This window comes from Streptomyces sp. NPDC053079 (assembly GCF_044546695.1).
Taxonomy (GTDB): domain Bacteria; phylum Actinomycetota; class Actinomycetes; order Streptomycetales; family Streptomycetaceae; genus Streptomyces.
Window position 1 is genome coordinate 963,001 of the sequence record NZ_JBITZJ010000002.1, and the last position, 13,949, is coordinate 976,949.

12 protein-coding genes are annotated in these 13,949 nt (G+C 72.9%); 9 read left to right on the plus strand and 3 right to left on the minus strand.

The window, feature by feature from the left end; all coding sequences use genetic code 11:
• Window position 1: 1 nt before the first annotated feature.
• The 3 genes from ACIGXW_RS11645 to ACIGXW_RS11655 form a co-directional block, all read right to left on the minus strand.
• Window positions 2-748, minus strand: coding sequence for an iron-containing redox enzyme family protein (locus tag ACIGXW_RS11645; protein ID WP_071962760.1), 747 nt, complete (start codon window positions 746-748; stop codon window positions 2-4).
• A gap of 45 nt (window positions 749-793) precedes the next feature.
• Window positions 794-1,900, minus strand: a complete 1,107-nt coding sequence (locus ACIGXW_RS11650) for a hypothetical protein (protein WP_399572240.1) — start codon at window positions 1,898-1,900, stop codon at window positions 794-796.
• Window positions 1,901-2,134: 234 nt separating this feature from the next.
• Window positions 2,135-3,205, minus strand: coding sequence for a hypothetical protein (locus tag ACIGXW_RS11655; RefSeq protein WP_399572242.1), 1,071 nt, complete (start codon window positions 3,203-3,205; stop codon window positions 2,135-2,137).
• 198 nt (window positions 3,206-3,403) lie between these two features.
• Between ACIGXW_RS11655 and ACIGXW_RS11660 the strand changes: the two genes are divergently transcribed.
• From ACIGXW_RS11660 to ACIGXW_RS11700, 9 genes are all read left to right on the plus strand, one after another.
• Window positions 3,404-4,696, plus strand: coding sequence for an ATP-grasp domain-containing protein (locus tag ACIGXW_RS11660; RefSeq protein ID WP_399572244.1), 1,293 nt, complete (start codon window positions 3,404-3,406; stop codon window positions 4,694-4,696).
• 1 nt (window position 4,697) lies between these two features.
• The gene (locus ACIGXW_RS11665) at window positions 4,698-5,960 is read left to right on the plus strand and encodes an ATP-grasp domain-containing protein (RefSeq protein WP_399572246.1); all 1,263 of its coding nucleotides are present in this window, start codon (window positions 4,698-4,700) and stop codon (window positions 5,958-5,960) included.
• Entirely contained in the window at window positions 5,957-7,258 is a 1,302-nt protein-coding gene (locus ACIGXW_RS11670; protein ID WP_071962765.1) for an MFS transporter, read from the plus strand. The genes ACIGXW_RS11665 and ACIGXW_RS11670 overlap by 4 nt, the downstream gene beginning before the upstream one ends.
• A 292-nt stretch (window positions 7,259-7,550) precedes the next feature.
• On the plus strand, window positions 7,551-8,861 hold the full coding sequence (locus ACIGXW_RS11675) for a hydroxyacid-oxoacid transhydrogenase (protein WP_399572248.1): 1,311 nt from the start codon (window positions 7,551-7,553) through the stop codon (window positions 8,859-8,861).
• A gap of 32 nt (window positions 8,862-8,893) precedes the next feature.
• Complete coding sequence (locus ACIGXW_RS11680) at window positions 8,894-10,405, plus strand: aldehyde dehydrogenase family protein (protein WP_399572250.1); 1,512 nt, start codon at window positions 8,894-8,896, stop codon at window positions 10,403-10,405.
• A 53-nt stretch (window positions 10,406-10,458) separates the two neighbouring features.
• Window positions 10,459-10,851 (plus strand): response regulator transcription factor, encoded by a 393-nt coding sequence (locus ACIGXW_RS11685; RefSeq protein WP_360916005.1) that lies wholly within the window; start codon window positions 10,459-10,461, stop codon window positions 10,849-10,851.
• An 87-nt stretch (window positions 10,852-10,938) separates the two neighbouring features.
• Window positions 10,939-11,901, plus strand: coding sequence for a GlxA family transcriptional regulator (locus tag ACIGXW_RS11690; RefSeq protein ID WP_399572252.1), 963 nt, complete (start codon window positions 10,939-10,941; stop codon window positions 11,899-11,901).
• A gap of 32 nt (window positions 11,902-11,933) precedes the next feature.
• Complete coding sequence (locus ACIGXW_RS11695) at window positions 11,934-12,977, plus strand: aspartate-semialdehyde dehydrogenase (RefSeq protein ID WP_399572254.1); 1,044 nt, start codon at window positions 11,934-11,936, stop codon at window positions 12,975-12,977.
• Window positions 12,974-13,948: a hypothetical protein gene (locus ACIGXW_RS11700; protein ID WP_399572256.1), complete on the plus strand. Its 975-nt coding sequence runs from the start codon at window positions 12,974-12,976 to the stop codon at window positions 13,946-13,948. Before ACIGXW_RS11695 ends, ACIGXW_RS11700 begins: the two co-directional genes overlap by 4 nt.
• Window position 13,949: the final 1 nt, after the last annotated feature.

A 13,949-nucleotide genomic window follows, 5' to 3' on the forward strand; every position in this document is an offset into this window, starting at 1 on the left:
CTCAGCCGTCCGTGGCGGCCGGAGCCGGGGCGGGCGGCGCGATCTCCTCGCCGGACCGGCCCAGGACCGTGCGCTGGTGCAGCTCGGTGAAGTACAGCTTCCACAGCCAGTAGATGTCGTGCAGGTGCCGCACGACCCTGCGCTCGTCCTCCTCGGAGGAGACCAGGCTGGTCAGCACCCGCCAGACGAAGTCGTCGTGGTCGTCGTCCAGGTCGGTGTTGACGTGGGCGCGCTGGCCCTTGACCTCGTCGCGGCCCAGCACCTTCTCGAGGTTGTCCAGCCACTCCGGCTGGGTGCGGGTGGTGGTGTACTCCACGAAGTACACGCTCGTGATCAGGGCGAGCGGGCTGTCCTCGAACTCCATGCCGTACTGGAGGTAGCCGGTGAGCAGCTTGGTGGACAGCAGTGGTTCCGTGGCGTAGATCTCGTCCTTCGCCACGCCCACCTTGGCCAGGTCGGCGGCGAAGAGCCGGTCGTGCAGCATCTCGTCGTCCGTGTAGTGCGCCCACGCCTTGGCCTGCACGGGGTCGGTCTTGGTGAAGTACTTGATGGCCAGGGCGTCGATGGTGCGCTTGCGGCGCAGGCGCAGGATCGTCTCGATGTTGTGCCGCTTGTAGTAGTCGAGGTCGATCTCGCGGGCGCTGCGCTGGTGCTGGGCGTAGGGGACGGTCTCGTAGAAGTCCTTGATGAAGGAGTCGAGGAGAGCGTCGACGCGCTCCCTCAGTCCTGGCCTGGCCGGTGCCGACATGGTTTCCTCCCGCGGGGCAGGTCCGTTCGCTTGCTTCCGGTCGTTTCAGTGGCAGCCGCAGCTCGCGCTGGAGGTCCGCTGCAGCCGGCCGCGCCGCACCGCCTTGCGCGCCCCGAGCAGGGGCGTGCCGTCCGCCGTCAGCAGCGAACTGCGCGGGCACAGGAAGGCGAGGGCGAAGCGGGTGGTGGGGGTGACGCCGATCCCCAGGTTCAGCACGCCGTGGCGGGCGCCGTGCACCTCGTTGGGGCCGCAGTTGGCGGGCATGACCTCCGTGCCGGTGTTGATGCCGAAGCCCAGCTCCCAGACGGTGCGGTAGAGCGGCTGTGCCGCCAGCAGTGCCTCGAGCGCCTCGGCGGCCGGCCGCGCCCCCGCCTCCGCCGGGGTGACGCGGTCGATGGTGCCGCCGTTCACCTCCAGGTGGACGGCGTGGGAGACCAGCGGGGCGAGCGCCTCGAACAGCCGCCGCTGCTCCGGCTCGTCGGCCGGGTCGGCGTGCCGGTGCACGATGGGCCAGCCGCGCAGCGTCAGGGTGCCCCGCAGCCCGGCGAGGCGGGCTTCGGGGGAGAAGACGGTGATCTCCGCCGCGGTCACGCTGAGCTTGCCGGCGGGAAAGATCTGCTGTTCCCCGGGGCCGAGCACGCCCGCCTGCTGGTTCCAGACGCAATCGCCGGCTCCGTGGTCGAACTCGGCCTCGCTGCCGGCCGTGTCGTCGGTGATCAGCAGCCGTTCGCTCGCCCCGGCGCGCTCGAAGAACTCCTCGGCCGCCGCCTCCTGGCCGGCCACGTCCGTACGGGCCGCGGACTCAAGGAAGTAGCGCACGTGCCCGCCCGTCAGCGGGGTCGAGCCGGCCGGCAGGACCGAGAGGCGGCGCGTCCCGAGCTCCCCGGGTGCGGGCGAGCCGATGAAGCGGCCGGGGCAGGCCACCAGGACGTCGGCGTCGGCGGGCACCCGTTCGGCGAGGAGCTCGCCCAGGCTCTGCCCGGGCGGCAGCGCCAGGTGCAGGACCCGCTCGTAGCCCTTGCCCGGCAGGCAGCGGACCGACGTCAGCCCCGCCTCGTCGGTGATCAGGCAGAAGGTGCCGCGCGGATCGCCGAACTGGCCGAAGTCGCTCGCGGTGACGTCCACCCGCGGGGGCGATGACAGAGGTGACACGGACCGGCTCCCTTGACGCTCCAGCGATCGGCCCGGCGGACCCGATCCCGCCGGTCCCGGACGGAAAACCCCGTGGCGGGGTCCTTGCGGTCCCCGCCACGGGTCGGTACTCAGCCGAGCAGCGTGCCCAGGTAGTTGCGGTTCTTCTGCACCTTGATCTTCTTCACGGCCTTCATCTCTTTCACCTCCTGTCGGCGCTGTGGAGTGGTGGTGCGCACCCCGGACCGTGCGGCGTCAGCCGCCGGAGACGACCCGCTCCACGGTGGGGTGGTCCGGGTGCCCGATGAGCGCGGCGCCGCTGCTGCTCAGCACGCGGGTGTCGGGCGCGATGATGTCGAGGTGGTACTGGGTGTACGGGGTCAGGCCCAGCCCGTAGTGCAGGCAGCCCTCGGTGCCGCCGTACACCTCGTTCATGGCGTGGTTGCCGGGCAGGATGTCCAGCGCCGTGTTGAGGGCGTGGCCGATCTCCCACACGATGCGGTAGCGGGAGTCCACCGCGAACATCTGCTCCAGCATCTCCAGCGCCGGGGCCGCGCCCGCGTCGAGCGCCGTCAGACGGGTGATCCGGCCGTCCTCGACGGTCGCCTTGATGGCGTGCTCGCGCAGCGCCCACAGCCGCTCGTGCACCCGGGCCTGGTCGGCACGGGAGAACGAGGGGGTGCCGCTGTGCAGGATCGGATAGCCGCGCAGCGTGATCTCGCCCTCCAGGGGGAGCTTGAGATCCTCCTGGAACTCCCTGATCTCGATGGGCAGCACGCTGATCTCACCGGCCGGCACGATCTGCTGGTCGCCCCAGTCCAGCGGCCCCGCCTGCTGGTTCCACACCAGGTCCTCGCGGAGGTGGTCCAGGACGGCGCGGGTGCCGTGCCGGAGGTCGACGTACTCCAGGTGGTCGGCCTCCTCGGCGATCTCGAAGAACGTGTCGGAGAAAGCGGCCTGTTCGTCCGCCGAGGTCCGCTCCATCGCCTTGAGGAAATGCCGGATCTCGGTCAGCGTGGTCGGCGTCGAATTGCACGCCATTCCCATGATCTTGCGCCGTCCCACCAGATCGGGATCGGGCGATTCGACGAAGCGGTGCGGCGATACGACGAGAATGTGCGCCGGTTCGGGAATGCTTTTCTCCAGCAGATCCTCGAAACGGTCGCCCGCCGTGAAGGGAACGGTCAGATAGCGCTCGTACGACGCGGACTCGACGACCTCGATGGCATCGATCAGCTCGGGATTGGTGACGAGGCAGAAGGTACTTCCGGTGGCCGCCCCGAATTGGCTGAGTTTCCCCGGATCGATGGACACGCGTGGGCTCATGACAACTCCCGTCCTCCGGCCTCCGTCGGCGGCCGCCGCTGTGTTCCTCACTGTGTCCGAGGCGGCGTACGGGCGGCCATAGGCCGATGGTCCCGCCCGGCCCCGGCGGCGAAGCGCCCGGGCCGGTGGCAGGAATTCGTGGTCGCCGGGCGGTCCTGCCACTGTCCGGCGGCGCCGACCGGACCGCACAGTAGCCGGATGAGCAGCGGGAAGCGTTACGTGGTCGTCGTCGACGGCTACCACCTCAGGGACGGCGACAACCGGGGCTTCGCCAGCGCGTTCAGGGCGCGCGGCGTGCTGCCCGTCACCGTCATGAGCACTCCGAAGCCCCTGGCCAAATTCGTCAGGAAGTCGACCTGGTACCCCGACGACTACGAGGCCGTCCACTTCTACGACGGCGATTTCGGGGCCCTGGTGAAACTGGTGGGCTCCTACGACCCGGTGGGCATCGTCGCCGGCAACGAGCGCGGCGTCGAACTCACCGCGCAACTCGTGGAAACACTGATGCCGCACATCGCGAACGCGCCGGGCAGCGCCGCCGCCCAGCGCCACAAGGGCGACATGGCCCGGGCCCTGGAGAAAGCGGGCGTACCCGGACCGGAGACCATCTCCACGGCCGACCCGGAAGAGGTCGCGGAATGGATCGTCCGCAAGGGGCTCGACGGGAAGCCGCTCATCGTCAAACCCCCGCACAGCGCCGGCACCGACAACGTCCACCGCATTCCGCCCGGCGGGGACTGGCGGCGCTATTTCACGCACATCCTGGGCCAGGTCAACGGCTTCGAACTGCGCAACGACACGGTCATCGTGCAGGAATACCTCGAGGGCCTCGAATACATCGTCGACCTGTACTCGGTCGACGGACGGCACGGGCTCGTCGACACCTGTGTCTACGCCAAGCACGACCGCGGGCCGCGCATCGGCATCTACGACATCGCCGACTTCCTGCCGCCCGGCCACCCGGACGTGGCCGTGCTGGCCGACTACACGATGCGGGCCGCCGACGCCGTCGGCATCCGCAACGGCTCCACCCACGCCGAGGTCGTCATGACCGCCGACGGGCCGCGCCTGGTCGAGCTCGCCGCCCGCTACTCCGGCAGCTGCATGATGCTCTCCGGCTCGCTGGCCACCGGCGACAACCAGATCGAGCGGACCGTGCGCCACCTGCTCGACGGCACGTTCACCCCGGGCTTCGAGCTGGTCAAGGAGGTCCGCACGCTGTGGCTGTGCGCCGACTTCGCGGGCCCGGTGCGACGCATGGACATCCTCCAGGAGATCGCCGCACTGCCGACCGTCCACAGGATGGCGGTGCCGCCCGAGGGCAAGGAGGTCCCGATGACCAACGACGTCACCACCAGCCTCGGCTGGGTCATCCAGGGCGCGGACGACTGGGCCGCCATAGAGAAGGACACCCGGCGCATACGCGAGCTGGAACGCATATGGAACGCCGCCCAGGAGACCGGGAACGCCACCGCCCCCGGGCCGGCCTGACATGGCGGCCGTACCGCACCTGCTGCTGGTCTGCCCGCGCCCCGACGTGCTGGGCAAGCTGCTCGGACTGCCCGTCGCGCTCACCGTCGTGCACCGCCCCGGAGGGGACCGCGCCCTGGAGGAGTCCCTGGCCGCCCGCGTCGTCGACGCCGACTTCCAGAGCCCCGACGCCCTGCTGGCCGTCGCCCGGGACGTCCACGCCCGGCGGCCCCTCGACGCGGTCCTGGGCCTGACCGAACTGTCGCTGTACCCGGTCGCCGTCGTCGCCGACGCGCTGGGCGTCCGCGGCAACGCGGCCGCGACCGTCGCCCGCGCCCAGGACAAGGCGGCCATGCGGCGCGTGCTGCGCGAGCGGGGCCTGGCCACCGCCGCCCACCGGGTGTGCGCCACCGAGGAGGAGGCCGCGCACTTCGCCCGCACCTGCCCCGGCGGCATCGTCCTCAAGCCCGTCGAGGGCAACGGCGGCACGGGCGTCCACGTGGTCCGCCACCCCGGCGAGCTCGCCGCCGCGTGGGCCTGGACCACGGGCGCGAAGGCCGCCTGGGCCTGGAGCAAGGAGGACGCCGCCGGCGCCGCGCCCGTGCGGGTGCTCGCCGAGGAGCTCCTGACCGGGCGGGAGTTCAGCGTCGAGACGCTCACCGTCGACGGCCGGCACCAGGTACTCGCGGTCACCCGTAAGCACACCACGGGGCCCCCGCACTTCGTCGAGACCGGCCACGACCTGCCCGCCGCCCTGCCGGAGCCGCAGCAGGCGGCCCTCGTCGCGGCGGCCCTGGGCGCCCTGGACGCCATCGGCTACGCCTGGGGGCCCTGCCACACCGAGGTGATGCTCGCCGAGGACGGCGAGCGGGCGACCGTCATCGAGATCAACGTCCGCCAGGGCGGCGACCAGATCTGGGAGCTCGTCCAGCACGTCACCGGCATCGACATGATCTACGGTGCCGTGGCCGCCCTCGCCCACGCCGCGCCCCCGCCCCCGGCGATGCCGCTGGCGGGCGGCGCCGCCATCCGCTACCTCACCCCCGCCCCGGGCCGGGTGACCGCCGTCGAGGGGCTCGAGCAGGCCCTCGCCGTCGAGGGCGTGATCCGGCTCGGCGAACTGCCCTCGCCCGGCGACGAGGTGGCCCCGCTCGGCGACTCCTGGAACCGCGCCGGCCACGTCATCGCCACCGGACCCGACCCCAAGTCGGCCGCGACGGCGGCCGAGACGGCCGCCGCGCACCTCGTCATCCGCACCGAACGGCAGCCGGAGGCACGGCGGTGACGGTGGAGGACGAGACGGGCGAGCAGGACGGGAAGAGCGCGAAGAACGCCAAGAACGCGAAGGGCACGGTCTTCACGGAGGGCAGGGGGCCCGCGTACGTCGTGATCCTCGGACGGTTCACGACCAACATCGGCTTCTTCATGGTCATCCCGTTCCTCGCCGTCCACCTGACCCGGCACGCGGGCATGAGCAGCCTCCAGACCGGATTGCTCTTCGCCCTCCTGGAGTTCACCCGCCGGGGCCTGGGCATCCCGGCGGGCTGGGCCAGCGACCGCTTCGGGGCCTCCCGCGTCCTGGTGCTCGGCCTGCTGGTCGAGGTGGTCGCCTATCTCGTCTTCGCCGTCGCCGGACACGGCTTCTGGCTGTGGGCGGGCGCCGTCGCCCTGATCGGCCTCGGCGGCTCCCTCAACAACAACGGCTCCCGCAGCGTGCTGGCCTCCGCCAAGTCCGGCGGCGTGGCCGCCAACCTCAGCCGCTACTACGTGTCGATCAACGGCGCCGCGCTCATCGGCCCTCTGATCGGCACGGCGCTGATGGCGAGCGGCGCCATCCGGGCCGGGTTCGTGGTGGCGGCCGCGCTGCACCTGGCGTTCGCCGTCGTCTCGGCCGTGCTGCTGCGCGGCATGCACGGGACGAACGCGACGCCGATCAGGCCCGCCGCGATGGCCGAGGCGCTGCGCGACCGGCAGCTGATGGTCTTCTGCGGCCTCGCGGTGGGCGGCTGGTTCCTCATCACCCAGTACCGCATCGCCCTGCCGCTGACCGTCGTCGACCAGAAGCTCTCCGCCGACCTGGTCGGCCTGCTGACCGCGGGCAACGCCGTCGTGGTGATGATCGCCGTCACGCTCGTCGGCTCCCGCATCGAACGGCGCGGAACCGCGGGCCGGCTCGACGTGTTCGCGCTGTCCGGGGTGGTGCTCGGCGGGGGCTGGCTGCTGTGCGCCGTCGACGGCGTCAGCCCGATCGTGGCCTCGGTCATCGTGACCTCCGTCGGCGAGTCCCTGTTCTGCGGGGTCGTCGACGCGATCGTCGCCGGCCTCGCCCCGCCCGGCCGCATCGGCCTCTACCTCGGCTACTCCACCATGGCGTGGGGCGCCGGCGGCGTGCTCGGCGGGTTCATCGCCGGCGGCTTCGACCTGGCGGCGGACCACGGCGCGCTGCTGCTGTTCTGGCTCGTCCTCGCCCTGATCGGCGCCGGCTCCGCCGTGGGCACCCGCGCCGCCCGTACCTCCCTGGCCGGCGCCGTCGACCGGCGGCAGGCCGCGGCCCTGGCCGAAGCGGACGCCGCCCGGCCCTGACCCGCGCCGTTCGCCGCGCGCAAAGGTCCGGCCGCCGGTCTCCATCGCTGTACAGGGCACGAATTCCGGATTTCCCCGGCGGGAAATCCGGAATTACCTGGCGAAGACGGGATTCGGGCCCGTGAAAACGATCGACACCATGCCGGGAATCGTCGTCACCGGTAATGGCCGAAATTCGGTATGGGACCGAAGTCCCGGTCCGGATCCTGGGTCTCCAGCCCCATGCGGAGGATCGAAAGCTGTGGTTAGTATCAAATCCTGCTGTTCCGCAAGGAGCTGAGGAGGGCCGAACGTGGACCTGATTACGGGGGCGAACGACGGCACAGCGGAAGGAGAGACCCTCATTTCCTGGCAGGCGCCGCCGCTGAAGTTCGGAATCGGCGCCACCCGGGAGATCGGGTACGAACTCGCACGGGCCGGCCTGCGCTCCGTACTCCTGGTGACCGACCCCAACCTGGCCCGTCTGGGACTGCCGGCCCAGGTGGCGCGGCGGATCGAGAAGGACGGCATCGCGGTGACCGTCTTCGACCGGGCGCTCGTCGAACCCACGGACGCGAGCTGCGCCGAGGCCGCACGCGAGCTCGCCGGCCTCGACGTCGACGGCTACGTGGCCCTGGGCGGCGGCAGTTCGATCGACACCGCCAAGATGGTCAACCTCCTGCACAGCCACCCCGGCCGCGCCGTCCGCGACTACCTCAACAAGCCCATCGGCGCCGCCGCCGCGATCCCCGGACCGCTGAGGCCCCTGATCGCCGTGCCCACCACGGCCGGCAGCGGCAGCGAGTGCACCGCCATGGTCGCCCTCGGCGTCACCGGCCTGAACGTCAAGACCGGCATCAGCGACCCGTTCCTGCGCCCCTCCCTCGCCCTGGTCGACCCGCTCAACACCCTCACCCTGCCCCCGGCCGTCACCGCCGCCTCCGGCTACGACGTCCTCACCCACGCCTGCGAGTCGTACACGGCCCGCCCCTACGACCGGCGCCCCGCCTACCGCACCCCCGCCGACCGGCCCCTGTACATCGGCGCCAACCCGGTCAGCGACATCTGGGCCGAGGAGGCCCTGCGGCTCGTCGGCCGCTACCTGCGCAGAGCCGTCCTCAACCCGCACGACCTGGAGGCCAGGACGGCCATGAGCCGGGCCGCCACCTTCGCCGGGCTCGGCTTCGGCAACGCCGGCACCCACATCCCGCACGCCTGTGCCTACCCCGTCGCCGGCCTGGTCCGCGAGTACAAGCCCCCCGGCTACGACGTCGGCCACGCGATGGTGCCGCACGGCAGCGCCGTCGTCGCCACGGCCGCCGCCGCGTTCGCGTTCACCTACCCCACCGACCCCGCACGCCATCTGCGGGCCGCCGAACTGCTGGGCGCCAACCTCGCCGGGATCACCGCCGCCAACGGCGCCGACGTCCTGCCCGCCACCCTGCTGAGCCTCGTCGAGGACACCCAGGGCCCCACCGGACTCGGCGACTTCGGCTACACCGCGCGCGATCTGCCCGCGCTGGTCGAGGGCGCGCTCAAGCAGCAACGGCTCCTGGTGTGCTGTCCGCGCGACGTCGCCGCCCGCGACCTGCAGAGGATTCTGGCCGGTTCACTGCACGGCTGACCGTCCTGCCGTGCCCCCACCGAGGAAGCCTGGTGTCCTTCGTGAACGTCCCCGTGAACCCGCAGGCCTCACCCCGCCACGCGGCCGTCATCGCCGGACGGCGCGTCCCCACGACCGACTGGATCGACGTCGTGGACCCCGCCCTCGGCCGCCCCTTCGCCCGCGCCGCACGCTGCGGCGCCACGGAGACCGACCAGGCCGTGGCCGCCGCCCGCGACGCCTACGAGCACACCTGGCGGGACACCCCGCCCGCCGAGCGCGGCCGGATCTGCCGCCGCATCGCCGACGCGCTGCGCGCCGCACGCGAGCCGCTCGCCGAGACCGAGACCCGCGACACCGGCAAGCCGCTGGGACAGTCCCGCACCGACGTCGACGTCGCCGCCCGCTACTTCGAGTTCTACGGCGGCGCCGTCGAGGCCCTCGCCGGCGAGACCCTGATCAGCCGGCCCGACCTGCTCGCCTTCACCCTGCGCGAGCCGTACGGCGTGTGCGGCCACATCATCCCCTGGAACTACCCCCTCCAGGTCGCGGCCCGCACCGTGGCCCCCGCCCTGGCGGCCGGCAACTGCTGCGTCCTCAAACCCGCGGAGGACGCCCCGCTCACCCCGCTCCTCCTCGCCGGCATCGCCCTCGACGCCGGCCTGCCGCCCGGCGTCCTCAACGTCGTACCGGGCTACGGACCGGAGGCGGGCGCCGCCCTCGCCGCGCACCCCGGCGTCGACCACCTCGCCTTCACCGGCTCCCGCGAGGCCGGCGCGTCGGTGATGGCGGCCGCCGCCCGCACCATCGTGCCCGTCACCCTCGAACTGGGCGGCAAGTCGCCCCACATCGTGCTCCCCGACTACGATCCCCGGCGCGCGGTGCCGCTGATCGTCGAGTCCATCACCGAGCACGCCGGCCAGAACTGCTCCGCGGGCAGCCGGCTGCTCGTCCACGCCCGCGTCCACGACGAGCTCGTCGCCGCCCTGGCGGCCGCCTTCCGCGCCCTGCGCATCGGCCCCGGGCTCACCGACCCCGACCTCGGCCCCCTGATCTCCGCGGCCCAGCGCGACCGTGTCCTGGGCTACCTCCGGCAGGGCGGGCGCGACTGCGTCACCGTCACCGGCGGCGGGGTGCCGAAAGGACCGCCCTACGAGGACGGCTTCTACATCGAGCCGACCGTCCTGGACCGGGTGGACCCCGCCCACCCGGTGTTCACCGAGGAGATCTTCGGGCCGGTCCTGGCCGTCACGCCCTTCGCCTCGCTCGAGGAGGCGGTCCACCTCGCCGAGGCCACCAGTTACGGCCTCGCCGCCGGCGTCTGGACGCGCGACGTGGGCGCCGCCCACTGGCTCGCCCGGCAGCTGCGCACCGGCCAGGTGTTCGTGAACAACTACAGCGCGGCCGGCGGGGTGGAACTGCCCTTCGGCGGCTGCAAGCGGTCGGGCATCGGCGTGGAAAAGGGCTTCGAGGCGCTGCGCGAGTACACGCGCTGCAAGACGGTCGCGATCCACACGCGGCCGGGGGAATCGACAGTTTCCTATGAAGAGGGGTGCGAAGGGTGAAGCACGTCCGAGGGGAGCGAAGTGCGAAGACACATGATCGGCAGATCTGTGGCGTGTGCGGCGGCGTCCGGTCGACCTCGGCCGCGGCGCTCGTCGACGCCCTCGACGAAATGCACGTCGCGCTCGCGGCGGCACAGAAACTGCTCGCGGAGTTCTTCGCCGAACACGGCGAGGACGGGAATCCACCGGGCGCGGGCGCAACGGGCTCCCGCGACGTGTCGGTCAAGCAGGCCCTTTCCCTGCTGACCCCGCGGGAGCGCGAGGTCCTCGGGCTGGTGGCCCAGGGAAAGTCCAACCGTCAGGTGGCCAACTCGCTGGAGATATCCGAGAAGACCGTCAAGAACCATCTGTCCGCGGTGTTCTCCAAAGTGGGCGCCGCGGATCGCACCCAGGCCGTGGTGTTCGGTATCCGGGGCGGCCTCGTCCGTATCGGCGGAGCCGCCTGACGCACGCTGCCATTGTGCGGCACGGAACGGCCGGCGGACAGGGGACGGACTGTCGGCCCACCACGAATCCCTGCCACATTGGGGGTCATGTTGAAGAATGTGGCCGCAGTGCTGCTCGACAACGTGCATCCCTTTGAACTCGGTGTCGTCTGCGAGGTGTTCGGCATCGACCGGCAGTCGGAGGGGCTGCCCGCATACGACTTCGCGCTCGTCGCGGCGGAGTCCTTCTCGGTGCGGGCCGTCCCCGGCTTCACCATCACCACCCCGTACGGCCTCGACCGCCTGGAGGACGCGGATCTGATAGCCGTGCCCGTCGGGGACGACTTCCACACCCGCGCCTTCCCCCCGGAGCTGCTTCAGGCCCTGCACCGGGCCGTCTCCCGCGGCGCCCGGGTGCTCAGCGTCTGCGTGGGCGCGTTCGTGCTCGCCGCCGCCGGACTGCTGGACGGCCGCCGCTGCACCACGCACTGGCGCTACGCCGCCGCGCTCGCCGAGCGCTACCCCGAGGCCCTCGTCGAGCCCGGCGTGCTCTACGTCGACGCCGACCCCGTGATCACCTCCGCGGGCACCTCGGCGGGCATCGACGCCTGTCTGCACCTGGTCCGCAAGCTCCAGGGCAGCGAGGTCGCCAACGCCATAGCGCGCCGGATGGTGGTGCCCCCGCACCGCGAGGGAGGCCAGGCCCAGTACATCGAACGCCCCGTCCCCGACTGCCGCGAGGACGGCGTGCGCCACGTGCTGGCCTGGATGGAGCTCCACCTCGACAAGGAGCTGACCGTGGAGCAGCTCGCCGCCCAGGCGTGCATGTCCCCGCGGACCTTCGCCCGCCGCTTCCGCCAGGAGACCGGCACCACCCCCTACCGCTGGCTGCTCGGCCAGCGGGTGCTCTTCGCCCAGCGGCTGCTGGAGCGCACGGACGACACGGTGGAGTCCGTGGCCGCCCGCACCGGATTCGCCAACGCGGCGGCCCTGCGCCATCAGTTCGTCCGCTCGCTGGGCACCACCCCGCACACCTACCGACGCATGTTCCGGGGGCCCGCACGGCTGTGACGGCCCGGGCGCCCCGGCCGATGGGAGGAACCATGCTGCACATCGCGGTGATCGGCGCGACCGGAGCGGTCGGCCGGGAGTGTCTGGGCCTGCTCGACGGCGGCATCGTGCCCCTGGCACGCGTGACGCCCGTGGCCTCCCCGCGCAGCGCCGGCCACGACCTGGGCGCCGAACTGGGCCTGAAGATCCCCCTGGTGCCGGTCGTCGCCCTCGACGACCTCGACCCGGAGGGCGTGGACGTGGCCGTCCTGAGCGCGGGCGCCGACCTCAGCAGAGCGCGGGCGCGGCGGCTGGCCTCGGCCGGCGCGCTCGTCGTCGACAACAGCTCCGCGTTCCGCATGGACCCCGCCGTCCCCCTGGTCGTACCGCAGGTCAACCCCGACGCGCTGGCCTCGCGCCCGGCGAGCGGCATCGTCGCCAACCCCAACTGCTCCACCATCCAGCTCGTGCGGGCCCTGCACCCGCTGCACGCCCTCGCCGGGCTGGAGAGCGTCGTCGTGGCCACCTACCAGGCGGCCTCCGGGGGCGGCTTACGGGGCCTGGAGGAACTGGCCCGGGACGCGGGCGAGGTGCTCGAGGCGCCCGGGGCGGCGGGACCCGGCCTGCCGGGCGGCCGCTTCGGGCAGCCCCTCGCCTTCAACCTGGTGCCCGAGATCGGCATGGCGGACGGGACCGGCTTCACCCACGAGGAGCGCAAGCTGGTGCGCGAGCCCCGCAAGATCCTCGGCCTGCCGGAGCTGCGGCTGACCGCGACCGCGGTGCGGGTGCCGGTCTTCCACTGCCACTCCGAGGCCGTGTACGTCCGGCTGCGCGAGCCCGTCACGGCCGCCGCGGTCCACGACGCGCTGGCGGCGACGCCGGGGCTGCGCGTCCACCGCGACGGCTACCCGATGCCGCGCACCGTCTTCGCGACCGAAGAGGGCCGGGCCGCCGTGCACGTGGGACGGATCCGCGTGGAGCCCGACGACCCGCGCGGGGTGTGGCTGTGGATCGTCGCCGACAACCTGTGGGTCGGCGCGGCGCTCAACGCCCTGCAGATCGTGGAGGCCGCGGTGCGGCGGGGGTGGCTGCGGTGAGCACCCCGCTGGTCCTGAAGTTCGGCGGCGCCGCGTTCGCCGAGCTCGACGGGTTCACCCGCGTCGCCCGCCACGTGGCCGGGCGGGCCGCCGCCGGGCAGCCGGTGGTCGTCGTGGTCAGCGCCATGTCCGGCACCACCGGCCGGCTCCAGGAGACCCTGGACCACCTCGCCCCCGACCCGCCCGCCCCGGCCGCCGCCATGCTGCTGACCAGCGGCGAGACCGTCAGCGTCGCCCTGCTCACCGCGGCCCTCGACGCGGCCGGGGTGCCGGCGGGCGCGGTCCCCGCCGCGGGCACCGGCCTGCTCGGCGAGGGCCGGCCGCACCACGCCGAGCTGCTGCGGGCCGACCCCGCCCCGCTGTGCGCCGCCCTCGCCGCGCACCCCGTCGCGGTGGTGCCCGGCGGCCAGGGCGTGGACGCGGACGGGCGCACCGTCATGCTGGGCCGCAACAGCTCCGACCTGTCGGCGGTCGCCCTCGCCGGCGCCCTGGGCGCGCCCGTCTGCGAGCTCTTCTCCGACGTCCCGGGCGTCTGCACCGCCGACCCCCGCCTGGTCCCCGCCGCGCGCACCCTCGCGGACGTCGACTACGCGACGGTCGCCCGCATGTCCCACCACGGCGCCAAGGTCGTCCACACCCGGGCCGTCGACTGGGCCCGGCGCGCCGGCGTCCTGCTGCACTGCCGCCCGCTGCCGCCGCTGGAGGGGGAGGGCACGCGGGTGGGCCGGGGCCCCGCCTCCGCCGCCGTCGTCGTGGCCGCCCACGACGAGCGGCTCACCCGCGTCACCGCCCTGCACGCGGACGGGCGCGCCGAGCACGCCCTCGTCCCGCACCCCGAGGCCCAGGACCGGGCCCGGCGCGCCCACGAGGCGTTGTTTCCCGGCGGTCCCGGCGTTCCCGGCGCGCAGCGGGACGCCCCGGGCCTGCCGCCCAAGGCCCGTTCCCCGTACAGCGATGTGCTGATCACCTGAG

Coding starts and splice junctions, on each gene's coding strand:
- ACIGXW_RS11690 (WP_399572252.1), top strand. CDS start 10,939: ATGTTGAAGAATGTGGCCGCAGTGCTGCTCGACAACGTGCATCCCTTT.
- ACIGXW_RS11665 (WP_399572246.1), top strand. CDS start 4,698: ATGGCGGCCGTACCGCACCTGCTGCTGGTCTGCCCGCGCCCCGACGTG.
- ACIGXW_RS11645 (WP_071962760.1), bottom strand. CDS start 748: ATGTCGGCACCGGCCAGGCCAGGACTGAGGGAGCGCGTCGACGCTCTC.
- ACIGXW_RS11695 (WP_399572254.1), top strand. CDS start 11,934: ATGCTGCACATCGCGGTGATCGGCGCGACCGGAGCGGTCGGCCGGGAG.
- ACIGXW_RS11660 (WP_399572244.1), top strand. CDS start 3,404: ATGAGCAGCGGGAAGCGTTACGTGGTCGTCGTCGACGGCTACCACCTC.
- ACIGXW_RS11655 (WP_399572242.1), bottom strand. CDS start 3,205: ATGAGCCCACGCGTGTCCATCGATCCGGGGAAACTCAGCCAATTCGGG.